Origin of the sequence: Amycolatopsis albidoflavus (genome assembly GCF_039525725.1) — a bacterium.
Classification (GTDB): Bacteria; Actinomycetota; Actinomycetes; order Mycobacteriales; family Pseudonocardiaceae; genus Amycolatopsis; species Amycolatopsis albidoflava.
In genome coordinates, this window is record NZ_BAAAHV010000012.1 from 381,409 (window position 1) to 407,152 (window position 25,744).

Here is a 25,744-nt window from a genome sequence, read left to right on the forward strand (position 1 = left end):
GGCCATGGGGATGCTGCCGGACGAGGTCGTGCCGGTCCGCCTGATGGCGACCGTCTGGGCCGACACGAGCGGGCTCCACGACGACCTCCGGACCCGCGAAGACCTCGACGCGTGGCTCGACGACGCCGGCATCGAACGCGGGCCGCGGCAGTCGTCCGCCGCCGAACTCGCGCTGGCACAGCGGCTTCGCGACGCCGTCCGCCGCCTTGCCGCCCAAGTCACCGCCGACGATCGGCAGACCCCGACCGTCAATCTGGACACCGCACTGGGCGACTTGAACGACCTCGTCACCCACCTGCCTGTCCCCCAATTGACCTTCGTGGCTGGGAAATTGCAGGAGAGTGCCTCGCGCGGCACTTCGCCTGTTGTCACTGGATTAGCCCGCGTGGCACGAGAATCGATCGCGCTTTTGGGCGGCCCGGAAGCGGCAAAGCTGCGCGCCTGTTACGCGCCGGGCTGCGTGCTCTACTTCATGAAGACGCATCCGCGCCGCGAGTGGTGCTCCGTCGCCTGCGGCAACCGAGCGCGCGCCGCACGGCATTACGAGAAGGTCCGCTCGACGCGCTGACGGCTCAGCCCAGCAGCACCACCGCCGTTTCCGCCGCACGCTTGAAGACACCCTTCGCGACCCGCATGCCCGCCATCACGACCGCGCCCTCGTGCAGCAGCATGATCTGCTCGCCCGCCTGACGCGGATCCGAAACGCCCGCCGACTCGGCCAACTCGACGAAAACGCCGAGCATCCACTTCTTGCTCTCGGTCACGACCGCGTACGCCGGATGCGCGGGATCGCTGATCTCCGCGTGCGCGTTGATCATGCTGCAGCCCTTGCCGCCGTACTTCTTCGCCCACGCCTCGGACGCGTCGAACGCCGCTGCCACCCGGTCCCGCGGGTCCGTTCCGGCCTTCTCCAGCCACTCGCCCAGAAACGCCCGCCAGCGCGCGTCCCGATCGGACAAGTACTCCACGACCAGCCGGTCCTTGGAGCCGAACCGGTCGTAGAGCGTCTTCTTCGTGACGCCCGCCTTCGCCGCGATGACGTCGACGCCGACCGCGTGGATCCCGCGTTCGTAGAACAACTCCGACGCGGCCGTCAGCACCGCTCGCGCCTTCGGGGTCCAGTCGATCGTCATGGCCCCAGTGTATACCGATCTGTATAGTCCGGTGCCATGGGTAAACCGATCGGTATAGTCGGAGCGGCCGTCCTGTTCGTGGTGTGCTGGTCGTCGGGGTTCATCGGCGCGAAACTCGGCGCGGCGGACGCGTCCGTGCCGACCGTGCTGATGTGGCGGTTCCTGCCGCTCGCGCTGCTGCTGGCGCCCTTCCTGCGGGTGCGGCCGGTCGGCGAGCTGGGCAGGCACGTCCTGATCGGGCTGCTGTCCCAGTCGGGCTATCTGCTCACCGTCTACTGGGCCATCGGCGAAGGCGTCAGCACCGGCACGACGGCACTCATCGACGGCGTGCAACCGCTGGTCGCCGCCGCGCTCGCCGGTCCGCTGCTCGGCGTCGCGGCGACCGGACGGCAGTGGCTCGGCCTCGCGCTGGGCCTAATCGGCGTCGTCCTGGTCAGCTGGTCGGACGCCGCTTCGCACGCCCCGGCCTGGGCGTACCTGATCCCGTTCGCCGGCATGCTCGGGCTAGTCGCCTCCACGGTGCTCGAACGCCGGGCTCGCGTCGCCGCTCCCCCGTTGCGCGCGCTGGCTATCCATTGCGCCACCTCGGCCGTAGTGTTCACCGCCCTCGCGCTGGCGACCGGCAGCGCGGTGCCGCCCGCGTCCGGGCACTTCTGGTTCGCCCTGACCTGGCTGGTCGTGCTGGCGACCTTCGGCGGGTACGGGTTGTATTGGCTGCTGGTCGGACGGATCGGCATGACCGCGGTGAACAGCCTGATGTTCCTGATCGCGCCGGTCACCTCGGTCTGGGGCACGCTGTTGTTCGGCGAACCGTTCACCGTGCTGACCGGCGTGGGCCTCGGGCTGGCCTTGATCGCCGCCGTCGTCGCGAACGGGCGGGTCAGCCGCCGTAGCGCTGCCGGACCACCTCCGGAGTCTCGAGGTTCTTCCCCGCGGCCATGTTCTGCGCGAGCCGGAGGTATTGGCCTTCCGCCCACATCAACGGCGCCGCGCTCCCGGTCGGACGGCCCAGCCCGAAGCACGCGACGTCGGCGCGATCCCACACCTGCTCGGGAATGAAGTAGCCGTCGTTCGCCGCGTCCGCCATCGACTTCAGATACACCGCCGCCGAACGCCCGTTGGCCAGCTCGTACTCGCCGCGCTCGCCGGACAGGACCGGCCAGAGCCGCCCGAAGCGCTGCGGCCCGTTCGCCGGCCAGCCGGTGCAGGCCGTGGTGCTCTCGCCGTAGTTGTCGTGCGGGTAGCGGTGGAAGTAGATGTCGCCGTTCGGGGTCGTCACCTGCATCGGCGCGTTGCCGTCGCGGGCCGCCGCGGTCGGAGCCACCGACTCCGCGACCGCCGGGTCCGCCGGCGCGCGGAGGCCCAGCCGGACCAGGTCGAGGAAGCCGAAGTCGACCACGTCGTGCTCGTAGAAACACCCCTCGTCGAAGCAGATCTGGCCGGTGTCGTTCGGGTCGGTACCCTTGTCCAGCCGCTCGTAATAGGTGTGGCCGCCCCAGTACCCGGAGGTCGTCCGCGTCCAGCCGTCGAGCTGCGCCCGCCACGAGTCCGCGGTGGACTCCCACTGCTGCGCCGCCGCGGCATCGCCGTTCGCCCGCGCGATCGCCCCGGCCGTGACCAGCCCGGCGACCTCCGCCGCGATCGACGACGGCGACCGCCCGTACTGCTCCTCCCACCGCTCGGTCGTCGCGGGCCCGCTCGTCCGGATGTGCTCCGCCGTCACCTTGACCCGCGCATACGTCGCCGCGTCGGTGAGCCCGGTCGTCCAGGCGAGGACGATCGCGTCGGAATCCTGGTCGAGCTGCTCGCAACAGCCGAGCTGCTGCGGCGTCGCCCCTTGGACCCCGCTCACCGGGCTGTACCGGGGAAACGCGCCGGCCGGATACGTCGTCCCGTCGCCTTGAGTGGGCGCGGAAATCCACTGCGAGGACCACAGGAATTGCGCCATCCGCTTGGCCTGCGCCGCGTCGCCCGCCGCGAGCAGCCCGGTCGCCTGCTGGTACAGATCCCGGCCCCACACGCGGTGGTACCCGTCGCCCAGCGTGTCACCGTTGACGACGTCGCCCCACGGCGTGGCCAGCCCCGCGACACTCGCGCCGCGATGCGTCTTGTCCTCCGCCGCGTGCAACGCCATCAGCGCTACGTAATACGCCCTCCGCTGCCGCTCGTCGCCCGCCACGCTGCCCGGCGCCGCCTTCAGGCTGCCGACATACTCCTCCCATCCGCGCCGATACGCCTGTTCCAGATTGTCGAATCCGCTCGCCAGCGACCCGTCCGCGGCCGCCGCCGCGCCGTGAGCGTCGCTCCCGTACCCGAGCGCGACCGAGAACGTCGTGTCCTGCCCGACCGGGATCTGTCCACATTGGACTACATTGCCAGAATTGGTGGAATCGAATTGATTCGCAATACGTTGATGTGCCCGCAAGTCTACCAGGCAATCGCTCGCGGCGCCGGAATATCCGTTGTCATGCGCGACGAACCCCGTCGAGGCCCGCAACGCCGACGCCACCGTTGTCTTCGCCCCGAACAGATCCTCCGTCCCGCTGGCCGTCAGCCCAGTCCCGTCCCACGCCGCGAGGTCGTTCGCCGCACCGCCCGCCATCGACGGATTCGCCAGCAGGTAAACCTGATACTGACCGCCGTCGAGCGACTGAAACCGGGTCCGCGTAACGAGAGTCGGCCGCCCAGCGTCGGTGACGTACGTCGTGGTGATGCGGTAACGACCGTTCTTGGCGGTGTTCGTGATCGTGTATTCGAGCGCCTTCTCGTCCGGCATCGAAACAACGTGATCCGTCGCGTCGCGCTCCAGGTCCACAAAGGACTTCCCGTCGGTGACGACGTACTGCATGTCCTGCATGTTGGCGACGTCCGCACGCGGATAGAACACCTCGGAGGTAACGCCCTTCGCGACCGTGAACCACAACGGGCTCGCCGTCCCGGCGGCGGTCCCGAGGGCGGATTTGTCCCCAGTTGTCCAAGATGACGGCCCGCCGCAGCAATCTCCCGGCGTGCCTCCCGCCGCCGGCCGCGCCGCTCCTTGCCCGCTGCCGCCCGCTCTGCCGTCCACCGCCGAACCGGGCTTCGCCCCCACTTCGGCAGGCGCTATCCCCTGTCCCGCCACCGAAATCCCCACGACCGCGACCACCGCCGCCGCCCGTCCCCACTTCCCACCGACCATGCCGCTCATGCTGCCCGCCGCCTCCGCCCGGAACAACAGCCGAACGGTGGGAACCGCTCCGCCGTCGCCGCGAGGGAAGTCCCACCCGATGGAGTGACCGAGAAGCCCCGGAAACTGTCGTACCCGGATGGTCTCCTGATTCCCGAAGCGGCGCCCGCCCCGGGCCCGCACCGAACAGAGGAGCGTCACCATGGCCGGAGAAACCGTCCGCACCGGAAACCTCGCCGCCGAGCCGGAGCTCACCTTCCCCGTCGCGAGCCCCCTTCGATTCCTGGACCACCAATCCCACGATTTCGCACGACGGCGAGCTTCTCCGCACAGACCCGGCGCCACTGCGCCGCCCGGTCAGCCCGACTCGCCGTCGAGCCCAGGTTCAGGCGGCATGGGCAGCCCGAGTTCCCGTCGTCGGCGGAGGACGATCGCCCGAACCTGCTTCGCGACGTCTTCGAGCTGCGGCGCCGCCGCTGCTCGACAGCAGCGCAGGCGCCAACCGTGCCCGACGTGAGTGATCCCGAGATGGGTCTCATTCACCCCAACTGAACGCGCACATCTTTCGACAAACGAAAACTGATCGAGTCCACTCGATCGTCGCCTTCGCCGCCACGGACTTGGCGGCACAAGACCAAGGAGCTTCATCATGGCCGGAGAAACTGTCATCACCGTGGTCGGGAACCTGACCTCAGACCCCGAACTGCGGTTCACCCCCTCAGGAGCCGCGGTCGCGAATTTCACTGTCGCGTCAACGCCCCGCACACTCGATCGGCAGTCCGGCGAGTGGAAGGACGGCGAGGCGCTGTTCCTCAGGTGCAGCATCTGGCGGCAGGCAGCGGAAAACGTCGCCGAAAGCCTCACCCGGGGCGCGAGGGTGCTCGTCACCGGACGTCTGGTCCAGCGGTCATTCGAGACCAAAGAAGGAGAGAAACGCACCGTAGTCGAACTGCAGGTGGACGAGATCGGCCCGTCGCTGCGGTATGCCACCGCCCGGGTCACCAAGGTCAGCCGCAACAGCGGCGAAACCGGCGGGCTGAGCGGAGAAAACTGGGGCGCCGCGCCGGTGCCCGCCGGAATCGGCGCGGGTGGTGAGCCGCCATTCTGATTCGCACCGGTGGCGGCCAGCTGAGACCCAGTCGCCCATACGGCCAACCGACATGTCGAACCGAAGGGAACGCTGCCTCAGACACGCTTGCAGCACCGGAAAGCCACCGCACGCCTCGGATGGCCTCTCCGCACCCGACCGGCGGCCGGGTGCGGGGGTTCGCCCGACGCGGCAAACCCCCGCACCGCTCAACCGATCTGATAGGCGCGGGTAATCGTCTGGCTCACCGCATTGCCCTTGTCGTCGGCAGCCTTCGCCCGCAACGAAGCGAACCCGCTCGCCGGATTGCGGACCTTGGCCGTCCACTTCGGACCGTCCGCGGTCAGCTCCACCGGTTGCCACGTCGCGCCGCCGTCGTAGGAGATCTCTACCGTCAGCTCGGTGACCTTCGGCGGCGAATCCTGCCGGGTCACGGTCACCGGGAAGCTGATCTCCTTGCCGCCCGGCACGACGTTGCGCAGGTCCGCCGGCGGGGCGAAGCCGACCGCGAGCATGCCCAGCGGGCCGTCCTCGAACAACGTCGGGGCGACCGTCCACTCGCCGCTGAACTTCGTGGACGTCGGCCACCAGGGCTTGTCCCGGGTCACCTCAGTGGTGATCCGGTACGTGCCGAACCGCGCCGGGGCCTGGAAAACACCTCGGCCCGGAGAGTTCTGGGCACCGAGGAGCTGGCCGTCGAGATAGGCCGACGTGGTGCCTCGGTCCAGTCCGTTCAGGTAATCCGCGCTGCTGCTGTGCCCGGCCGCGTCGGAGAACACCGGCACGGTGACGTCGAGCGCCCAGTCCTTGGTCCGCGACACCCACGGGCGGCCCGACGCGGTGGGCCCGGTGAAGGAGGGGCCGATAACAGCGGTGTTCCAGTCGATGCGGTAGGACTTGCCCGCCGCGAGGGTGCGCTGTCCCTCGACGAGGGTGCCGCCCTCGGCGACGCTGACATCGGTGAACTCGACGCCCTGCACCTGGAGCCGCCAGTCGCCCGGGGTGAAGTAACGCCGTTGCTCGGACTGCGGCGCGGTACTCGCCCCGCCCCGGTTGACCTCCCCATCGGCACCCACCACGATCGCGTACACCATCGGGAGGAATTCCTTGGCGTAGCCGTGGTAGGCCATGGTCACCGCGGCCACGTCCGCGGCCCTCGCCTCGTGCGTCAGGCCGGCGGGGATGCTGCCCGCCGACGGGTAGTACAGGTCGTACTGGTAATCGCTGCGGTCCCGCGTGGTCAGCGAGGAGGTCAGCCCGCCGGCCTTGGCCAGTGCCACGTAGCGGTCGCCGGTGTAGCCGTCCAGCTGAAGGGTCGGCAGCGACCACTTCTCGGGCAGGGTGCCGAGCAGTGTGGCCGAGGCGACGGGGTCGACGAGGCGGAAGGCCGCGAGCCGCCCGCCCGCCGCCTTGACGTTGTCGATCCGCTTGCCTGCCTCGACGACGGGCATGCCGTCCGGGAAGTCCAGCACCACCAGCTTGTCCTTGGCGTCCACTTTGGACAGGTCGGCCGGCGTGCCGGCACCGCCGTAGACGGTGCCCAGCCGCTGAGTGGACGGCGGAGGGCTGTCGGAGAACCGGGTGAAGCCCGCGTCCACCGCCAGCGGTTGCGTCCCTTCCGCGGTGAGTTCGATCCACGGCTGGTAGAGCTGCACGTCCTCGGTGAAGCGGAAGTACTTCGAACTCACGCCCGGGGTCGAATAGGCGTAGAGCCGCTGGAACTGCGCGCCGGCGGCCAGCCCGAGCGACACCGGCTCGTGCGGTCCCTCGGGGCGGGTCTCCAAGCGGGCGCCCAGTCCGCCGTCGAGGGCTCCCGTCTGGTCCGTGCGCACCGTAACCGGCTTGGCCTGGCGGGCATCGAAGAACACCTTCGTATCGCGAGCCACCTTCACGACGGGGTTGGCGAACGCAGTGATCTCCGGCGGCCCGCCCGGCTTGCGAGCCGTGAGCCCCGCACTCAGCGTGTACTCCCCCGGCGGCACCCGCATCGGCTTGCCCGCGTAGCCCAGGAAATTCTGTCCGGTGTGGACGTTCACCGCGACGGAGGTTTGGAGGTCCTGCTCGCCCGGAGCCTTGCCGTCCCTGCCCAGCAGGTTCGCCGACAGGTCGTACAGCTCCGGCTCGTCCTTCACTCCGACCGGAGTGCGTACCCGGGTCTTGCCGTCCGCGGTGCCCGCCAGCAGCAGACCTGCGTAAGTCCCGGGCTTGCCGGACCTCGCGGTGAACGTGATGTCCACGGCGGCCTTGCCGCCGGCGGGCACGGTGACCGAGTTCGCCGAGATCTTGGCCAGGTTCGTGGCGGGCGGCTGCCCCTGCTTGTCCGCCAAGCTGAAGGCCAGGTTGAGCGTGACCGCGGCGGTACCGGGGTTCGTGTAGGTGACGGTGCGCTTGCCGGGCTTGTCCGACCAATGCACCACAGTGTTCACCGTCGCGGGCTCGGACTGGACAACCTGGGTCACCGCCGCTGCCGCGTCGAGCCGGCCGCCGCCGATCGCGGCCACTCCGATGCCCGGCAGTTCCTTGGCCGCGCCGACCAGCCCGGACTTCAGTTGCTCGCCGGTCCATTCGGGGTGCTCTTGGGCCAGGATGGCTGCCGCTCCCGCGGTGTGCGGCGTGGCCATCGAGGTGCCGGAGAGCCTCGTGTAGTGCTCGTCCACCGGATCGCCCAGCGCGGTCCCCTTGGCGCGCGCGGCCACGATGTCGCTGCCTGGCGCGCCGATCTCCGGCTTCACCGCGCCGTCGCCGACGCGCGGGCCGCGGTCGGAGAACGGGGACAGCGCATCGGATTTGGTCACGCTTCCCACCGCCAGCGCGGCGTCGGCCGTCGCTGGGGAACTCACCCCCTCGTCCTGGCCCGCGTTGCCGGCCGCGACCACGAACAGCGTGCCGTACTGACGGCTCAGCTTGTTGACCGTCTGAGAGCTGGGATCGGTGCCGTCTGTGGGATAGGTGCCCAGGCTCAGGTTCACCACCTTCGCCTTCGCCTCGCGCGCGGCCCACTCCATGCCGGCCATGATGTCGGACTCGCGGCCCGAGCCGCCGTCGTTCATCACCTTGCCGATGGCCAGCCGCGCGTCCGGGGCGACCCCTTTGTACTTGCCGCCCGATGCCGCGCCGGAACCGGTGATGATGGAGGCGACGTGCGTGCCGTGCCCGTTGCCGTCGACCACGTTGCCCTTGCCGCTGAAGTCCTTGCTCTGCGCGACTTTTCCGGCCAGGTCGGGATGCTCCGCGTCCACTCCGGTGTCCAGGACGGCCACGGTGACGCCCTTGCCGGTGTACCCGGCCTGCCAGGCCGCGGGCGCGCCGATCTGCGGCACGCTCTGGTCCAGCGAGGCGTGCACCTGGTGGTTGAGCCAGATCTTGCTCGGCCCGCCCGAGAGCACGGCCGGTCCTGCCGCGCTCAGCCCGGCCCAGAACCCCCTGGCGTCCTTTTTGGACTCGGCGAGTTCGGAGTAGCCCAGTGCGTCGAAGCTGCGGCCGCGCTGAGCACCGGACGGCGCGGCCGAGCGAGCGGCCACACCGTCCGGGTACTCGGCCAGCAAGGGCAGTGTGTCGGTGGCGGCGTCGTCGTAGCCCTGGCGGATCAACCCGGTGACGTTGAAGAGTTCCTGGTCTAGCCGACCTGATTGGAGGAGAGGAATGGCTGAGGCGGGCACCAGGTAGGAGTCGGTGCGGTCGCCGTGCCGGGCGCCGAACTGGACGTACGGCGGGTGCCCGGAGCGGGCGTCGTCCTGCACGGCCAGCGACCAGTGGCCGCGCGCGTCCTTGCGCGCGCTGACCCGGTCGCCGGTGATCAACGTGACCTGGTGACTGGCACTGTCCCCGGGCGCGGCCGGTGCACCGGCCGCGCCTGCCGGACCGGGCAGGGCCGTCAAGGTCGCCGCCGCGCAGGCCGTGGCCAGCGCGACGGCGGTCAACCGTCTCCGTGGTGTCATCAGTTCTCCCTGGTGAGGTGATGCCGGATTTGCCGGAGCAGCGGGGCAATTTCGGATGGTTCGCCGAGAACAGGAGGTGACACGGCGGGGTCACTGTCCGGGCGGGACGACTCCCTGCTCGTCAGCGACCGCGGTCTGGACCGAACTGGAGAAGGTCACGGTGCCGGGATTGATGCCCGCTGTCGTGATGTCGTTGTCGTCACGCTTGAGCCGGGTCCGGCGTTCTCCGATGAATTCGCCGGTGGCGGGGTCGACGATGATCTCCATGCGGAAGGTGCCGTCGACGGGATCCACGCCCAGCGCGACGCCCGTGCGGCCGTCGAGGTTGGCGACCTGCTCGGTCACTTTGAGGCCGGGGATCTTCGCCACCGCGCGGTACAGCGACTCCTTGAGATCGGCCGGCAGGGTGCCGGTCTTGAGCAGTTGCGCGGCGATGTCCAGCACCCCGCCGAGCTTGGGTTTGTTCACCACCGAGAGGTCGGCCGCCATCAGGTCGTACAGCTGCTGCGGGTCGCGCGGCAGGTCGGCCAGCCGCTGTTCGGTGGGTGCGCCCCATTCGTCGGCGGACCGGCCGACGATGGCCATGGCCTTGCCGGGGAACTTTCCGCCCGCGGCGCGCCATTCGCCGCTCGGCCAGTACTCGCTGAGGTCGGCGCCGTGGCCTCCGTTGAGCTTCTCGGTGCCCGCCTTGAGCGTTTGCTCGTCGCCGATCAGCCACTTCCGGCTGCCGGTGGGCGCCGTTTTGAGCAGCCATTGCCCGGCGAAGTCGCTGGGCTGCCAGGTCTCGGTCAGCCGCTCGCCGGCAAAGGCGGCCGGGATCCGGCTGTCGTTCCACAGGAGCCAGGTGCGGGTCGCGACGTAGCGGAACTTGCCCGCCGGGACGGGAGTCTCGCCGATGACGTGGATCTTGTCGGCGGCGGTATTCAGCGCCTGCCTCACCGACAAGAACTTCACTCGTGGCGCGGACGCTGAAGTCGGGCCCGAAGAGTCGGCTCCGCTGGTCACCACGGTGACGCCGACAGCGATGACCACTGCCGCGGCGGCCGCGCTAATCCACCAGCGTCGCCCAGCCCGGGACGCCGGCTTGCCCTTGAACTCGGTCAGCGGGGCCGTTTCCGGCGCGGGGATGCTTTTTCCTTCGAGGGACCGCACGGCGTTCACCAGCGCGTTGTTGGCCGCGGCCAGGGTCCGCCTGCCGGTGGGTTCCTCGGCGCGCAGCGAGGCCAGTGCCTCGTCCAGCTCGTCGTTCGTCCACAAGCGACGGACGTTGTTCTCAGTCATCGTCGCGCTCTCCTTCCAGACTGGGCGGGGCCTTCGGCGTGGCTCGGGCTCGAAGCAGCCGCCTGACCCGATGCAGCCGGGAACGGACAGTGCCCGCGGGAATGCCGAGGACCGCACCGATCTCGCTGGCGTCCAGCTCTCCCCAGCTGGACAGCAGCAGGACGTCCCGGTCCCCCGGCGCGAGGCCGGCCAGCGCGGCGGCCAGTTCCCGGACCCTGACCTGAGCGTCGACCTGGTCGGCGACCCGGTCCGCATGACCGTGCGCGACCGGCGTGCCGTGGTCGCGGGCGGTCATCCGCAGGTACCGGATCTCGGCCCTGGCATGCTGGCGCAGCAGGTTCGTCGCGATGCCGAACAACCAGGCGCGGGCGCTGGCCCGTGCCGGGTCGTAGCTGGCCCGGCGCTGCAACGCGATCAGGAAGGTCTCGCCGACCAGATCGTCAGCCGCGACGGGCCCGGCGCGGCTGGCAAGGTATCGGCGCACGTCCCGGGCGTGCCGGTCGAACAAGCTCTGGAAGATCGGCTGCAGGTCGGGCCCGCACAAGTCCGGTCGATCGTCACCGCCCGCCGCGCCCGCCGCGGCGTACCGCTCCGCCCTAGTCACATCGGATATTCGCCGGAGCCGCCGGAAGTGTTCATCCCGGCCCCGCGACACGACGGCCCAGGGCCGCCGACAACCGGCCCGGCCTGTTCGCCACGAGAGACCGCGCCTGGTCGCCCCGGCCTCCGCCACAAGAGACCCGTGCCCGGCAGCCGCCACAAGAGATCGCATCTGGCAGCCGACCCTGGCCTCCGCCACGAGAGACCGTGCCCGGCAGCCGACCCGGCCTTCCCCGCGAGGGACCGCGCCTAGTTTCCGTCCCCGGCCTCAGCAAGCCGGACCGTCGCCGCCGCGCGCGCAGGTCCCGGCGTCAACCGGCCGCATGCCTCGATCCCCGCCAAACCCCGCGGGTGGTCTGGTCCTTTCCCGCAAAGGTCCATACCACTGACCGAAAGCCGACTATCGGCCCTGACCGGCCGGAAATCCCGCTGGTAGCTTCCGATCCATGCCCGCATCCCGCCGGACCAAGGCCGGAATCCCAGTCCTCGCCGCGATTTCCGTACTGCTGCTGGCTCCGCTCTCCGCGCCAGCCGCGCAGGCCGCTCCCGCCGGGCACCCCGGCGTCAGCGTGCAAGACGAATGCAGCACCCCGTCGATCAACCGGCTGCAGAAGTGGCTGGCCAGCGGCGAAGGAACGACCGTCCCGCCCACCGGCAGCCTCCTCGTCCCCGAAGGCGACGGCTACGCGGCGAAGGTCGTCTTCCAGAACAACGAATGGCACGTCGCCGTAGTCTGGCTGGGCAACCAGTTCGACGCACAAGCCGACCTCGGCCATTCGTCCGGATTCTGGCTGACCTACAGCGCCGACGACGACCTTTACGTCCAGCTGCGCCCCGCCTCCCACTGGAGCGGCGGCGACAAATGGCTCACCCGCATCCCCTCGACCGGGGGCCAACTGGTCCGCAAGTTCTTCCCCTTCGACGCCGACGCGTGGACCTGGCTTCCCGAACTGGGCCAGCCGCAGTACTCGTTCGCCTCCGCGCTGACCGAAGCCCGCGGCCTGGTCTTCGTCGGCAAGACCCCCAACACGCTCGACTTCCGCGAACTGCTCATCGACGGCTACCAGCCGCCCTGCCTCTGACCCCGCCCGCCGCCTCGGCCCGAACCAGCCGCCCGGCCGAGGCTCCGGCACCCCGCCGAGGTTTCGGCGCCCGGCAGGCCAGGAACAGCACCCTCTTCTTCCCGGCCTGCCGGGTCCGCCGCACCACCGACAGCCACGACCGCAGCAACCGCTGCCAGTCGCGGGCACCGGACACGGCCAACACCGACCGCCACGACCGCCGCCGGAACGGCCACCGGGCACGGGCACGGCCACGGCCACCACCGCCACCGCTGACCCCCGCGACCGCCAGGACCGCCGAAAACGTTGCCGAGCCCGCTAGTTCTGCACCGCGGGCCGAATAGTGATGTCCCCGATCTCGACGTCGTCCGGCTGCTCGATCGCGAACCCGATCGCCCGCGCCACCGCGGCCGGGTCCAGCGCGAACTCTTCGACCCGCCGCCGAATCGCCTCCCGCTCCCCCGGGTCGTCGATCGAATCCGCCAGCTCCGTCCGGACGAACCCCGGCGACACCGACGTCGTGCGAAGAACCCCGTCCGTCGATTCCTGCCGCAGCGCCTCCAGAATTGTCCGCACCGCGTTCTTCGTCCCCGCGTAAACCGCCTGCGCCGGAACGATCTTCAGCCCGGCCGTCGACACCGTCGTCACCAGATGACCCCGGCCCTGCCGCCGGAAAACCGGCAGCGCGGCGGCGATCCCGTGCAGCACCCCGCGCACGTTGACGTCGATCATCGCCGACCAGCCCTCGACGTCGGCGTCCGCCACCGGTCCCAGCTTGGCGATCCCGGCGTTGCCCACCAGCACGTCGAGCCGGCCGAACTCGTCGACCGCCCGTTGCACGAGCCGATCCAGGTCCGCGCGGCGCGTCACGTCGGTGACGCACGCGACCGCGCGACCTCCTCCGTCGCGGATTTCCTTCACCAGCGCGGCGAGCCGATCCTCGCGGCGCGCGCCAAGGACCACCGCCGCGCCCCGTGCCGCCAGCAGCCGACCGGTCGCCTCGCCGATTCCGCTGCTGGCACCGGTGATCGCGACTACTTTCCCAGCCAGCACAGACATTCCCACCCCTGACACCTAAATGGACACGTGTCCGCAAGCTTACCGGACACGTGTCCGCATACGCCAGCGAGCATCGGCGGCATCAACATCGGCCGGAGCGCAGTCAAGGAAGCGTGAGCGCCGCCGAAATCCGGCCCCGCGCCACGTCATGCTCAACCGGCCCGAACGACCACCGGAGAAAGGCCCGCAGGTGAGCGACCTAGCTGCCGCACTGACGCTGATCGGCGTGTTCATCGCCTTCGCCATGACTTTGCGCGCCGTCCAACGCCGCATGACCCGCGATCAGCAGCAGTGCTCGCCCCGCCAGGCCTCAAGCCCCTCGCGCACCGCGACGGCCGCGATCACCAATGCCGCGACGGGATCCGCCCAGTACCAACCAAACAGCGCATTCACCAGCAACCCGACCAGCAGCACCCCGGAAAGGTAAGTGCAGAGGAGCGTTTGCTTCGAATCGGCGACCGCGCTCGCGGACCCGAGTTCCCGCCCGGCCCGGCGTTGCGCGCTCGAAAGCACCGGCATCACAACCAAGGACACGGCGGCAAGCACGATCCCCGCTGTCGAATGCGAGGCCTCGCCGCCGCCGAACAGCGACCGCACCGAATCGACCGTGACGTAAGCCGCCAGCAGGAAGAACGACACCGCGATCACCCGCAGCGCGACCCGTTCCCGACGCTCCGGATCCGCGCTGGCGAACTGCCACGCCACCGCGACCGCGGACAGCACCTCGGCCACCGAGTCGAGCCCGAACGCGACGAGCGCCGACGAGGACGCGATCGTCCCGGCCGACACCGCGACGATCGCCTCGACCACGTTGTACGTGATCGTCCCGGCCACCAGCCACCGCACTCGCCGCTGCAGGACCGCCCGCCGCGCCGCATCCACTGCGGGGCGCGACCCGCAACTGGCCAGCGACAAGGGCTCGCCGCCCAACACCTCCGAGCGACAGTCCGGGCAGTTCTCAGTCATCGAACGGCCCGCGATTCCTCGTCGCACGCATCCGTCGGCGCGACAGCCAAAACGACCTGCGTCAGCTCCGACAACGCATGCGCGAGATGCGGATCGGCGATCGCGTACCGGACCTGCCGCCCCTCATACGTCGCGATCACCAGCCCACACCCGCGAAGGCACGCGAGATGATTCGAGACGTTCGACCTGCTCAACTCCAGCTGCGAAGCCAACTGCGCCGGGTACACGACACCGTCCAGCAGCGCCACGAGAATCCGGCAGCGCGTCGGATCCGCCAGCGCCCGGCCGAGCCGGGCGAGCGCCAGTTCGCGAGTCTCAGAGATCAGCACAACCGCAACAGTACAGCTTCCACTGAATCAAATACACTGGCGAAGTGGACAACCTCCTCGGCGACTTCCTCCGCGCCCGCCGCGAACGGATCTCGCCTGCCGACGTCGGGCTGCCGGACAGCGGACGGCGTCGCGTCCAAGGACTGCGCCGCGAGGAACTCGCGCTCCTGGCGGGAATCAGCAGCGACTACTACATCCGGCTGGAACAGGGACGCGACCAGAACCCGTCCGCCCAGGTCCTCGACGCGCTTGCCCGGGCACTCGGCCTCGACGAACCCTCCCGCCGACACCTGCATCAGCTCGCCGCCCCGACGCAGCCGAGCCAAGTCGAACCGCACGTGCCCGCGAGCATCGTCGAATTGATCTCGACTTGGCCGACGAATCCGGCGTACGTCCAGGACCGCCTCACCAACGTCCTCGCAGCGAATCCCGTCGCAGCAGCGGTTTCGCCGAACTACGCGGTCGGCCGGAACCTGCTCCGCGCGGTCTTCCTCGACCCGGCCGAGCGAGACCTCCGCCGCGACTGGGAGCAGATGGCCGCCGATGGCGTCGCCGGTTTGCGCGCCGCTCTCGGCCCGAATATCGCCGACCCGGCCGCCGCCGAAGTCATCGCCGGGCTGACCTCCAGCAGCGAAGAATTCCGCGCTCTCTGGGCCCAGCACGACGTCAAACCGAGGACCGGCCACCTCGTCCGCTTCCGCCACCCAGCAGCCGGAGACCTCGATCTGCACAGCGACAAACTGGACATCCCCGGCCCGGCGACCCTGCAGCTGGTGGTCTTCCACGCGACCCCCGGCACCCGCGACGCCGAGGCACTCGCCTCGCTGGCAGACCTGATTCCCGCGCGATGACACCAGAAACCGGGCCGGAGCGCGCACGCCCCGGCCCGGCTCCCGTCAGTCGGCCGCTTCGAACTCTCGCACCGCGTCCAGTGCGGCGCCCATCGCGGCGTTGCCCTCGCGTTCGATCATGATTTCGACCAGCACCGGCCGCCGGGTGCGTTCGGCTTCCTTGCGCGCCCATTCGAGCGACGACCGGATCTCGCCCGGGTCCTCGACGCGCGTGCCGGAGCAGCCGTAGGCCTCCATGATCTTCACGTTGTCCGTGCCGTGGTCGTCGTAGTGGATGTCGACCTGGTAGTTCATCTCGTACGGCAGCTCGGACTGGCGGATCAGGCCCAGGTACTCGTTGTTGAGCATGACCAGCACGAACCCGACGTCGTACTGTGCGGCGACCGCCAGCTCCTCCACCAGGAACTGGAACGAGTAGTCGCCGACCACGCCGACGACCTCCGCGTCCGGCCGGGCCTTCTTGACGCCGATCGCCGCCGGGATCTCCCAGCCGAGCGGCCCTGCCTGGCCGCACACCTGGTAGTGCCGAGGCAGGTGCGCGCGCTGGAACTGCCCGGACCAGATCTGGTACAGCCCGATCGCGGTGACGAAATAGGTCTCCGGTCCGTAGAACTCGTTGAGTTCCTTGAACACCCGCGGCGCCTTGATCGGCGTGCAGTCGAAGTCCTCCTTGCGCGGCAGCTCGGCCTTGAGGTCGCCGAGCCGCTTGACCCACGCGCGGTCCCGCGCCGGAGCGGTGCGCGCGTCGAGCTCCGCCAGCAGCGCTTCCAGGAACTCCCGCGTATGCGACACGACGCCGAGATCCGGTCCGAACACCTTGCCCAGCTGAGTGGGCTCGATGTCGACGTGGATGAACTTCCGGTCGCCTCGGTACACCGACAGCTCGCCGGTGTGCCGGTCGCCGAACCGCGCGCCCAGCGCCAGGACCAGGTCGGATTCCAGGAACGCCGCGTTGGCCCAGCGCTGCGACGTCTGGATGCCCGCCATGCCGGCGAACAGCTCGTGGTCCTCGGGGAAACTGCCCTTGCCCATCAGCGTGACGCCGACCGGGACGCCGAGCCGTTCCGCGAGCCGCCGCAGCGGGTCGCTCGCCTCGCCGAGCACGACGCCGCCGCCGGCCAGGATCAGCGGGCGTTCGGCGGCGAGCAGCATGTCCAGCGCCCGCTCGACGCGCGCCGGCGACGGCTTGACCGTGCTGACCGGCAGCGCCGAATCGATCGACGAATCCCACTCGATCATCTGCTTCTGCACGTCGATCGGCAGGTCGATGAGCACCGGGCCGGGACGTCCGGACCTCGCGATCCGAAACGCCTCGCGGAAGATCCACGGCAGCTGCGCGGCTTCCTTCACCTGGACCGCCCACTTCGTGACCGGCCGCGCGATCTCGACGATGTCGACCGCCTGGAACGCCTCCTGGTGCAGCTTCGTCGTCGCGGCCTGCCCGGTGATGCACAGGATCGGGACGGAGTCCGCGTGCGCGGTGTAGAGGCCGGTGATCATGTTGGTGCCCGCCGGACCGGACGTGCCGATCGCGACGCCGACGTTGCCGGTCGTGCGCGCCCAACCGTCGGCCATGTGCGTCGCGCCTTCTTCGTGGCGGACCACGAGATGGTCGATGCCGCGGCCCTGCATCGCGTCGTACAGCGGCAGGATCGCCGCTCCCGGGCAGCCGAAGGCGACGTCGATCCCTTCGTCGACCAGCACGTCGACGACTGCCTGCATAGCGGGGACTCGGGCCATGGTCAAACCTCCTCGGACGAGCGGCCGGACAGTTCTTCGACGACCTTCAGCAGCGCGGAGTGGTCCAGCGAGCCGTAGCCCATCGCCCGCCCGGCCGCGACCAGCTGCGCGACCAGGCCGGTGAGCGGGAGCGCCACGTCGGACTGCCGCGCCGCGGCGAGCGCGATGCCCATGTCCTTGTGGTGCAGGTCGATCCGGAAGCCCGGCTCGAACCGCCGCTCGACCATCGACTTCCGTTTCAATTCCAGGATCCGGCTCCCGGCGAGACCGCCCGCCAGCACGTCGAGCCCGGTGCCCGCGTCCACTCCGGACGCTTCCAGCAGCACGATCGCCTCCGCGACCAGCCCGTAGATCCCGCCCACCACCAGTTGGTTGGCCGCCTTCACGACCTGGCCCGCGCCGTGCGGGCCGACGTGCACCACGGTCTTGCCGAGCGCGTCGAACACCGGCTTCGCCGCGGCGAAATCGGCCTCGTCGCCGCCGACCATAATGGACAGTGCGGCCTGCTCGGCTCCGGCCTGGCCGCCGGACACCGGCGCGTCCAGCACGCGGATCCCCTTGGCCGCACCGGCTTTCGCGACCTCGATCGACGTCTCCGGCCGGATGGTGCTCATGTCGGCCAGCAGCGTGCCGGGCGCGATCGTGTCGAGCACGCCCCCGGGGGCGAGCACGACCTGCTCGACCTGCGGGTGGTTCGGCAGCATGGTGATCACGACCTCGGCCCCGGACACCGCGTCGGCGACGTCCTTCGCAGCGCGGCCGCCCGCGGCTTCCAGTTTGGCCAGCGCGTCGGCGTTGAGGTCGAACCCGCTCACCTCGTGTCCGGCGGCGGCCAGGTGCGCGGCCATCGGCGTGCCCATCACGCCCAGTCCGATGAACCCGATCCTGCTCATCAGTTTCCCCTTCGCTCGTACGGCAGCCAGGTCAGCGAGTCCACAGTGGAACCGTCCGGTTTGTATTCGATGCCCACCGGTCCGGCGTAGCCCGCCGCCTGCAGCTTTTCCAGATGTCCTTCGAGATCCAGCTCCCCCGTGCCCGGCTGGTGCCGGCCCGGCGCGTCGGCGATCTGCACGTGCCCGGTGCGCGGGGTGTGGCGGGCGATCACGGTGTCGAGGTCGTCGCCGTTGACCGCCAGGTGGTAGAGGTCCGCGAGCAGCCGGACGTTGTCCAGGCCCAGCTCGTCGAGCACCGCGACCGCGTCGGCCGCGGTCTTCAGCGGGTACGCCGGGGTGCCGGACAGCGGTTCGAGCACCAGCTGCGCGCCGATGCCCTCGGCCGCTTTCGCCGCGGTCGCGAGGTGCGTGCGGGCCAGATCGTCCTGTTCGGACGGTGCGACCCCGTCGATCCGGTTGCCGTACAGCGCGTTGAAGCTGCGGCAGCCGAGCCGTTCGGCGAGCCCGAGCGCGACCGTCAGGCTCGTCGCGAACTCCGCCTCGCGGCCGACCCACGACACGAGCCCGCGCTCGCCCGCGGCCATGTCGCCCGCGTAGAAGTTCAGCCCGGTCAGCTGGACGCCCGCCTCCTCGACCGACCGCGCGAACCGGTCGACGTCGGTTCCGGACGGGTCGGCGCTGTCGAACGGCCACCAGTACTCCACCTTGGTGAAGCCCGCTGCCCGAGCGGCCTGTGCGCGCTCGAGCAGCGGGAGTTCGGTGAACAGGATCGACAGGTTGGCGGTGTAGGGCAGCGAGTGCCGCTCCCCGGCGGGACCGGTCATGAGTACCTCGGCTCCTCACATCTCGATCAGCTAATTTCGCTTTGTGGAAGTTTTCTTCCGTAGTTCGAGAATAGCTGGACGCGGAGGCTTCGGTCAACGGTCGACGGGCAGGTTTCCCCGGCGCGCGGGGGCGGCAAGATCCACAGGAGCGTCACCCGACGCTGGTCACGCGCGTGCCGCGGAGAGAGGATTCAAGACCAACTGTCCACAGTGGTCATATCTGAGTCCACAGTAGACTTTTCGTTGATTCTCGTTTCAGCCGACTGAAATCGGCGTGCTCGTGCGATTGAGCAGCCCGATCGCGGCGTGGACGTGCCGCAAGGCGGGAGCCCGGACGCCGGTCAGGTCCGCGATTTCGACGACCGCGCCGACGATCGCGTCGATCTCCAGCGGTTTGCCCGCTTCCAGATCCTGGAGCATGGACGTCTTGTGGTGCCCGACCCGCCACGCGCCGTCGATCCGCTTCTCCACCGAGACCTGCGGATCCGCGCCCGCGGCCCGGGCGATCGCGAGGGTTTCGGCCATCATCTCGGCGACGAGCGCACGGGTCTCGTCGTGCTCGCACATCTGCGCCATGGTCGCCCGGGTGAGCGCGGACAGCGGATTGAACGCGACGTTGCCCATCAGCTTGACCCAGATGTCGTCGCGCAGCCTCGACTCGACCGGGGCCTTGAGTCCGCCCGCGACCATCGCGTCGGCGAGGTTCCGGCAGCGGGCGGAAGTTTCGCCGGACGGCTCGCCGAGGGAGAACCGCGTGCCCTCAAGATGCCGGATGACGCCCGGCTCCTCGATCACGGTCGAGCAGTAGACGACACAGCCGATCGCCCGCTCGACGGCGAGCACACGGCTGGTCGCCCCGCCGGGATCGACCGCCTCGACGCGATGTCCGGCCAGCGGATGGCCGGTCAATCCGTGGAAATACCACCACGGAATGCCGTTCTGCGCCGCGACGAGCGCGGTGTTCTCGTGGAGGAGAGGCTCCAGAAGTTCGCCGCAGTCCGGGTACGAATGTGCTTTGAGGCCAAGGAAAACGTAGTCGACCGGCCCGATGTCGCGCGGGTCCGAGGTGACGTGCGGACGCGCCGTGAAGTCGCCGCGCGGGCTCAGGACGCGCACCCCGTCCGCCGCCATCGCAGCGAGGTGCGCTCCGCGCGCCACGAGGTGGACTTCGGTGCCGCCGCGATGGAGGGCCGCGCCGACGTACGCGCCGATCGCTCCCGCGCCCAGAACCGCCACCCGCATGGTTGCCTCCCGGTCCGGATCCTGCTGACGTTAGATTGCATACAGTATCCCGCGTGGTGGATGCGGGGCCAGGCTTTGGTTATCGGAAGCGGCGATGACGCAGGGGCGGCTTGTGGTGCCGTAAGGACGGCCGTGGCGATGCGACGAGGAAGTGGTGACACAGGGGCCGCCGTGGCGTTGCGAGGACGCTGTGGGGACGCAGGGGCCGCCGTGGTGACGCACAGCTGTCCGGTACTGCAGGGAAGGACTCCCGCAGTCACTCCGGCGGGATGGCGCGGTCAGATCATTCCGCCAACCTGCTCGAGGTTCGCGCAACGGCCTCGCTCAAAGTCGTCGACTGGCCTGTCAATCTGCCCGTGGCTCAAGGGAAACTGCTGAGCCGAACGGTCCAGCCAGCGACGTCAGACCTCGCGCACAGACTCCGCCACGAACCCGGACAGCACCAGCCGCGCAGTGCACCGGCTGTGCCCGGAGGTCGTCGGAGCCCTCCGGCGCACCACCACCTCGTACCGCCGCCCGCCCGCTTCCACGAGCACGCTCCGGCCCTCGTCCCGGGATTCCTCAGCGACGGCCAGCACCGCGTCGAGTCCGCGCAGACCGGTGCGGCCCCGGACCTCGATCTCGGCGAACTGCGACCACGCGCTCTCCGCCGAGGTGCGACCGCGCAGGTTCTCGAACCGGACGTTGCCGCCGAGCGCCTCCTTCGCCACCAGTTCGGCTTCGGGAACCGCGAGGCTGCCGTGGAGGTACCCGTCGGGCACGGTCAGGAGGTTGCCTGCCCAGCGGTCCCCGCCGACGTGGCTGACCTCCCACACCCGCCCGGGATGGTTCTGCGCCAAGCTGGCCACCAGCGGGCGGCCGAAAACCGCGCAGCACATGTCCTTGCTGCCGTGCGTGCACACGAGAAAGAGCGGACCGGACACCGGTTCGCCGTGCCCGCGCCGTCCGGCGGCGACCGCTTCGAGGTCGAGGTGCGCGAGTTCGTCCAGATCAGCGACGTCGAGCCGTTCCGTCCAACGGTTCCCGGGCAGCCCGCTGGCCACGTAAACCGCACGCGGAGCGCCGGGTTCCCGCACGTGCCGCCCCGGCTTCCGGATCAGCAGCGGACGAAGGCCGGCGGCGCGCGCGGCGTCGAGACGCTCGGCGGGAAATACGGCGGCCAGCACCTCTTCGAGCGCGTCCGGACCCCACGAACCTGGCTGCTCGACCAGCAACCAGGACGTCATGCGCGCAGCGGTCCCGGCAGGCTCGCCACCGAGCTCGCGAGTCAGCGCGGCGCATCCGGGCGCGGCATTCCGGCCCGGGAAGCAGATTCCCGGGCCCGAGTGCCGCACGTCGGGCTTAGGCATGCCTAAGTATAGCTGACCGCTCGCCGTGCCCCTCCGAGGCGACCGTCCCCGGCGCGCGACATCACTCGATCGGGCAGTGCTCGGCCCCCGAACGGCGGGCGAGGCGGCAGGTTCGCCCAAGAGCCCGTCGCCGGGAGCACACCGAACACGCTTCGGCCACCGTGCCCTGCGCAACTACTTCCTCGAGGGCCCTCCCGGAAAAGTCCCGGCTCAAGCCCGAGCCGCCAGTCCCTGCGCCACCAACTCCCCCGAGAGCGCACCCGCCATCGCCAGCGTGCGCCCGGAGAAAACCCGGCTCAAGCCCGAGCCACCAGTCCCTGCACCACCAACTCCCCCAACAACGCCCGCACCGTCGCCGCAGGCACTCCCGGCGCGGCGTCGACAAGCACCTTGAACGGCTGCGGCGCGCACCCCAGCAGCGCAGCGAGCACCGGCCGCGCGGCCTCCGCGAAGACCAGCCGCTTCCCCGCCCCGACCAGGGCCACCGTGCCCTCGCCGTCCGCCAGCGCGGCGCGCGGGACGAGCAGCCGGACCTCGAAGTCGTCGTCCGGCGGCAGCAGCTCCGCCGTCGCCGCCCATGGCAGGCCGACGCGGGTCTGGGCCGGAGCCTGGGCATCCCGGTCGGCGAGGAACCGGTCGACCACGTCGCCCGCCGCCAGCTCCGCCAACCGACCGCGCAGCGCTTCGGCCCGCTCGGCCCGCGCGTCCGGACCGGCGAACCGGGGCAGGTCTTCGCGGAAGAGTTCGTCGGACCGCAGCTGGTCGGCCAGCCACGCCACGAGGTCCACGCCGGTGGCGGCGTTGAACCCGATCGTCAGATGCAGGGACTCCTCGCCGACGGCGGACACGTCGTGCCAATGCCCGCGCGGCAGGTAGAGGACGTCGCCGTCCTCCAGCAGGAAGTCGTCGTGCGGCTCGCCCTCCGGACGTTCCGGAAGCTCGACGTCCCGCTGCAGCGGCGAACGCCGGGTGACGCCGTGCAGCCGCCACCGCTTGCGCCCGGAGAGCTGGATGATGAACGCGTCGTGGTCGTCCCAGTGCACGTCGAAGCCGTGCGTGGTGCCCCAGCCGGCGTAGAGGTTGACCTGGATGCGCTCGCGCAAGTCGTGTTCGAGTCTGCCCGCCAGCTCGCCGACCTCGTCGACCAGTTCGTTGACCGAGTCGAGCACGAGCGTCGCGCCGGCGCGCAGGTGCTCGGCGAACGGTGCCGAAAGCACGCGCGGGACCTGGCCGTTGCGCCGGGTCGAGACCATTTCGGTGTAGGTGTGGGCGGGGACGACGTCGCCGTCGCGCGCGAGCCGCAGCCGGGGGAACTCCAGCCGGTGCTGGCGCAGCACCCGGTCCAGCTCCGGCCACGGGAGCAGCGACGCGAACCGCCCCTTCTCCCCCGGAAACCGCCGCGGCTCCTTGCCGAGGACCTCTGCGAAGAACTGGCCGGCCTCGAGCGGTGCCACGAGGCCGGCCAGTCCGGGAATCTCCGTCATGGAGCGGGACAACGGCTAGTCGTTGCCGTCGTTGTCGGCCACGGCTCCGTTGGCCTTGCCGCGGTCGACCGCGGCGGTCAGCGGTTCCACGCTCAGCAGCAGGCCGCTGGCGGCCGCGTCGGTGTCGGTTGTCATGCGTTCTTGAGCCATCCGGACCTCGCAACGTCGACGACTGGGCCCGCCTCACGCTACGGGAGATCGCCGAGGCGGACATCAGTCATTTGAGTTATCTTCCCCGGTCCCGCGACCACCCTCGGCAGCCTTGGCGCGTCACAGATTCTGCTGGTAGTCCAGTTCGAGACCGGCTCGCAGCTGCTGCTCGTTCACCCCCGTGCGCACCAGGTTCGCGGCCTCGCCGGCGGTCTCGTTCAGCTTGAGGTGGTCGGTCCAGATCGTCGACGAACGCGGCAGGTCAGCCGGGTCGACGTGCCGGGAGGCGTCCCACAATCCGGCTGCGAGCACCGCGGCGTTCCGCGCGAGCCGGACGGTCTCGATTTCCACCTTCAGCACCGTTTTCGGAGTGCGATTGCGCTCGGTCATCGACTCGCGCAGCGCGGACTCCGTCCTGATGAACGCCTTCCCGGTGATCTCCACGGTGCGGGAGTCCCCGGGGACGACGGCCACTACAGCCACCTCAGGACGCTCGACGACATTGTGGAACGTGTCGGTGCGCCGGTTGCCCGGCCGATCCGCGAGGACGACCGTCGCCGGTCCGATCATCCGGGCCACTCCGGGAGGATCGCCCTTGGGACTGGCGTCCGCGCGCCCCGAGCCGTCCCGCGACGTGATCACCGCGAAGGGCGAGGCAGCAAGGAAAGCAGCCGCCGCGGGCCCGATCGCCGAGCCCTCCTCGACGACGTCGGTGTCCTGGGTCGCGGTTGGACCCCACAGGTTCGAGCGGATCACCGCTTTGCCGCAGTGCAGGAACGCTTCCTCGACGAGAAGCCCGTCCTCGGCGAGAGTTCCGTTGATCCGCAAGGTCTCGCGCCATCCCGGGATGAGCACGAGCAGCGCGGCCCCGGTGCCTGGCGCGGCGTCCGACGGAACCGGGAGTTTCAGCCGCGACTCGGTCTCTGGCTTCGCGAACCCGGGAGTCCCGCCGACCATCTCGGCCCGCTGCCGACCCCCGGCGTCGACGTAGCCGAGCGCACCGGCGGGACTGTGGCGGAGCAACGTGCGGCAATGCGGGTCGAGGTGGTCGATCGACTTCATCATGACCGGCAGCGGCCGTTCGCCCACGACGCGTTCCAGGTCCGGCACCGCACGGATGATCCCCATGGAGTTAGGTTAGCCTAATTCACTGGCGGGCTGCGGGGTGCTTGCCGCCGACGCTTCCGCGGACAGCCAGCGTGGGATTGACCCGCTGCCGGACGCGGGCGACAGCCGGACCGAGTTGGGTTCACCCCGCCGCCGAGCACGTCGCCTGCCAGTTGACGGAGAGTCCACTTCACCGCCAGGCGCAGGCGGCGGGCCTCGCTCCACCGCCAGTCACTGGCGACCGGCTTCGTGGAACTCTCTCCGCTGCAGAGAGGGCGGCACCTTCAGCGTCGACCCCCTCCATGGCCACGAGGCCCAGCCGCCCCGCGCCAGCCCGTCCCACGCCAGGACCGTCCCACGTCGGCTTCCGGTGCTCCCGCCCCGTCCCGTTCTGCCCTGCCCTGCCCTGTCCCGCCCCGTTCTGCCCTGCCCAGTCCTGGCCGGGCCTGCCCTGCCCTGCCCTGCCCGGCCTGGCCTGGCCTGGCCTGGCCTGGCCTGGCCTGGCCTGGCCTGGCCTGGCCTGGCCTGGCCTGGCCCGAGGCCACCAGCCGTCCATCCGCCTCCGTCACCACCCGCCCATCCACTTCCGGCGGAACATCGCACACCCGATCCAGAATCCCGGGATTTTGCATACCAAAACCTGTATCCTGAAAACTGAGTTCCTCGAATCCCGCCGCAGATCCCACCACCCGAGGTGCACCGTGACCGAGTCCGTTTCCCCCCTGCCCGAACGCGGGCCTACCGGCCGCCGGACGGCGAAAGGGTCGCTTGCCGGCAAGAGCGGCAGCCGGGTGGAGCGGCCCGCGCCGTTGCGGCAGGTCGTGTACGACGCGCTGGCCGAGCTGATCATCAACCGCACGCTCGAACCCGGGCAGCATCTCGTCGAGGCCGATCTCGCCGAATACCTCGGGGTCAGCCGCCAGCCGGTGCGCGAGGCGCTGCAACGGCTGCAGAGCGAAGGCTGGGTCGACCTCCGGCCGGCGCAGGGCGCGTTCGTGCACCTGCCCACCGATGAAGAAGCCGACCAGTTGCTCGGCGTCCGCGCGGTCCTCGAGACCCATTCCGCGCGGCTGGCCGCTGCTTGCGCGACCGACGAGGACATCAAGCGCTTGTGGGAGCTGCAGGACGTCGGCATGAAGGCCCTCGCCGCGGACGACGGCGAGCGGCTCGTCGCGGCGAATGCCGACCTGCATTCCTACATCACCGAGCTGACCGGCAACGCGGTCCTGTCCGAGCTGATCGGCCTGGTCGACCGCCGCGTGCGCTGGTACTACACGCCGATCGCGCGGCCCCGCGGGCGCGACGCGTGGCAGGAGCACGCCGCGCTGATCGAGGCGATCGCCGCGCACAACGTCGACAAGGCCGAAAAAATCATGGCGCAGCACACCGAACGCACGCGCCGGGCGTTCCACGAACGGCCCGGCGCGTCGGAGTAAAGCGCAGCGGTCTGGGAGCGACGGGGCGGATGCCAGCCGTCCCGTCGC

At 70.1% G+C, this 25,744-nt stretch carries 20 protein-coding genes and 1 pseudogene; 6 read left to right on the forward strand and 15 right to left on the reverse strand.

The window, feature by feature from the left end:
* Nucleotides 1-4 precede the first annotated feature (4 nt).
* Entirely contained in the window at nucleotides 5-568 is a 564-nt protein-coding gene (locus ABD156_RS20250; protein ID WP_344275569.1) for a CGNR zinc finger domain-containing protein, read from the forward strand.
* A gap of 4 nt (nucleotides 569-572) precedes the next feature.
* Here ABD156_RS20250 and ABD156_RS20255 read toward each other — a convergent pair whose 3' ends face one another.
* A complete protein-coding gene (locus ABD156_RS20255) occupies nucleotides 573-1,133 on the reverse strand; it encodes a TetR/AcrR family transcriptional regulator (RefSeq protein ID WP_344275572.1) in 561 nt (186 codons plus the stop codon).
* 36 nt (nucleotides 1,134-1,169) lie between these two features.
* On the opposite strand from ABD156_RS20255, the pseudogene ABD156_RS20260 reads away from it, so the two are divergent.
* A pseudogene (locus tag ABD156_RS20260) lies at nucleotides 1,170-1,991 on the forward strand (DMT family transporter); the annotation flags it as partial.
* A gap of 22 nt (nucleotides 1,992-2,013) precedes the next feature.
* Here the strand turns inward: ABD156_RS20260 and ABD156_RS20265 are convergent.
* On the reverse strand, nucleotides 2,014-4,311 hold the full coding sequence (locus ABD156_RS20265; protein ID WP_344275575.1) for a glycoside hydrolase family 15 protein: 2,298 nt from the start codon (nucleotides 4,309-4,311) through the stop codon (nucleotides 2,014-2,016).
* Nucleotides 4,312-4,948: 637 nt separating this feature from the next.
* Between ABD156_RS20265 and ABD156_RS20270 the strand changes: the two genes are divergently transcribed.
* Nucleotides 4,949-5,407, forward strand: a complete 459-nt coding sequence (locus ABD156_RS20270) for a single-stranded DNA-binding protein (RefSeq protein WP_344275578.1) — start codon at nucleotides 4,949-4,951, stop codon at nucleotides 5,405-5,407.
* 188 nt (nucleotides 5,408-5,595) lie between these two features.
* On the opposite strand, the gene ABD156_RS20275 is transcribed toward ABD156_RS20270, so the two are convergent.
* From ABD156_RS20275 to ABD156_RS20285, 3 genes are all read right to left on the reverse strand, one after another.
* On the reverse strand, nucleotides 5,596-9,324 hold the full coding sequence (locus tag ABD156_RS20275; RefSeq protein WP_344275581.1) for a S8 family peptidase: 3,729 nt from the start codon (nucleotides 9,322-9,324) through the stop codon (nucleotides 5,596-5,598).
* Nucleotides 9,325-9,414: 90 nt separating this feature from the next.
* Nucleotides 9,415-10,605, reverse strand: coding sequence for a CU044_5270 family protein (locus ABD156_RS20280; RefSeq protein ID WP_344275584.1), 1,191 nt, complete (start codon nucleotides 10,603-10,605; stop codon nucleotides 9,415-9,417).
* Nucleotides 10,598-11,209, reverse strand: a complete 612-nt coding sequence (locus ABD156_RS20285; protein ID WP_344275587.1) for an RNA polymerase sigma factor — start codon at nucleotides 11,207-11,209, stop codon at nucleotides 10,598-10,600. The genes ABD156_RS20280 and ABD156_RS20285 overlap by 8 nt, the downstream gene beginning before the upstream one ends.
* Before the next feature lie 442 nt (nucleotides 11,210-11,651).
* Between ABD156_RS20285 and ABD156_RS20290 the strand changes: the two genes are divergently transcribed.
* On the forward strand, nucleotides 11,652-12,287 hold the full coding sequence (locus ABD156_RS20290; RefSeq protein WP_344275591.1) for a hypothetical protein: 636 nt from the start codon (nucleotides 11,652-11,654) through the stop codon (nucleotides 12,285-12,287).
* Nucleotides 12,288-12,584: 297 nt separating this feature from the next.
* Here ABD156_RS20290 and ABD156_RS20295 read toward each other — a convergent pair whose 3' ends face one another.
* From ABD156_RS20295 to cmtR, 3 genes are all read right to left on the reverse strand, one after another.
* Nucleotides 12,585-13,325 (reverse strand): SDR family oxidoreductase, encoded by a 741-nt coding sequence (locus ABD156_RS20295; RefSeq protein ID WP_344275594.1) that lies wholly within the window; start codon nucleotides 13,323-13,325, stop codon nucleotides 12,585-12,587.
* A 282-nt stretch (nucleotides 13,326-13,607) separates the two neighbouring features.
* Complete coding sequence (locus ABD156_RS20300; RefSeq protein ID WP_344275597.1) at nucleotides 13,608-14,291, reverse strand: cation efflux transmembrane domain-containing protein; 684 nt, start codon at nucleotides 14,289-14,291, stop codon at nucleotides 13,608-13,610.
* Entirely contained in the window at nucleotides 14,288-14,620 is a 333-nt protein-coding gene (gene cmtR, locus ABD156_RS20305; protein WP_344275600.1) for a Cd(II)/Pb(II)-sensing metalloregulatory transcriptional regulator CmtR, read from the reverse strand. Before cmtR ends, ABD156_RS20300 begins: the two co-directional genes overlap by 4 nt.
* Nucleotides 14,621-14,664: 44 nt before the next feature.
* Here cmtR and ABD156_RS20310 point away from each other — a divergent pair, with 44 nt between their 5' ends.
* Nucleotides 14,665-15,471, forward strand: a complete 807-nt coding sequence (locus ABD156_RS20310) for a helix-turn-helix transcriptional regulator (RefSeq protein ID WP_344275603.1) — start codon at nucleotides 14,665-14,667, stop codon at nucleotides 15,469-15,471.
* 45 nt (nucleotides 15,472-15,516) lie between these two features.
* Here ABD156_RS20310 and gcl read toward each other — a convergent pair whose 3' ends face one another.
* The 7 genes from gcl to ABD156_RS20345 all read right to left on the reverse strand — a co-directional run bounded on the left by gcl (nucleotide 15,517) and on the right by ABD156_RS20345 (nucleotide 24,281).
* Nucleotides 15,517-17,211: a glyoxylate carboligase gene (gene gcl / locus ABD156_RS20315; protein WP_344275606.1), complete on the reverse strand. Its 1,695-nt coding sequence runs from the start codon at nucleotides 17,209-17,211 to the stop codon at nucleotides 15,517-15,519.
* A gap of 2 nt (nucleotides 17,212-17,213) precedes the next feature.
* Nucleotides 17,214-18,104, reverse strand: a complete 891-nt coding sequence (locus tag ABD156_RS20320) for a 2-hydroxy-3-oxopropionate reductase (protein WP_344275609.1) — start codon at nucleotides 18,102-18,104, stop codon at nucleotides 17,214-17,216.
* Complete coding sequence (locus tag ABD156_RS20325; RefSeq protein WP_344275612.1) at nucleotides 18,104-18,928, reverse strand: hydroxypyruvate isomerase family protein; 825 nt, start codon at nucleotides 18,926-18,928, stop codon at nucleotides 18,104-18,106. Before ABD156_RS20325 ends, ABD156_RS20320 begins: the two co-directional genes overlap by 1 nt.
* Nucleotides 18,929-19,183: 255 nt before the next feature.
* Nucleotides 19,184-20,170 (reverse strand): 2-dehydropantoate 2-reductase, encoded by a 987-nt coding sequence (locus tag ABD156_RS20330; RefSeq protein WP_344275615.1) that lies wholly within the window; start codon nucleotides 20,168-20,170, stop codon nucleotides 19,184-19,186.
* Nucleotides 20,171-20,571: 401 nt separating this feature from the next.
* Complete coding sequence (locus ABD156_RS20335) at nucleotides 20,572-21,519, reverse strand: ferredoxin family protein (protein ID WP_344275618.1); 948 nt, start codon at nucleotides 21,517-21,519, stop codon at nucleotides 20,572-20,574.
* Between the two features lie 296 nt (nucleotides 21,520-21,815).
* Complete coding sequence (locus ABD156_RS20340) at nucleotides 21,816-23,003, reverse strand: cupin domain-containing protein (RefSeq protein WP_344275621.1); 1,188 nt, start codon at nucleotides 23,001-23,003, stop codon at nucleotides 21,816-21,818.
* 270 nt (nucleotides 23,004-23,273) lie between these two features.
* Entirely contained in the window at nucleotides 23,274-24,281 is a 1,008-nt protein-coding gene (locus ABD156_RS20345; protein ID WP_344275624.1) for a pyridoxamine 5'-phosphate oxidase family protein, read from the reverse strand.
* A gap of 680 nt (nucleotides 24,282-24,961) precedes the next feature.
* Here ABD156_RS20345 and ABD156_RS20350 point away from each other — a divergent pair.
* Nucleotides 24,962-25,696 carry a GntR family transcriptional regulator gene (locus ABD156_RS20350; protein WP_344275627.1) on the forward strand — a complete coding sequence of 245 codons (735 nt, stop codon included), beginning with the start codon at nucleotides 24,962-24,964 and terminating at the stop codon, nucleotides 25,694-25,696.
* The last annotated feature ends 48 nt before the right edge of the window (nucleotides 25,697-25,744 follow it).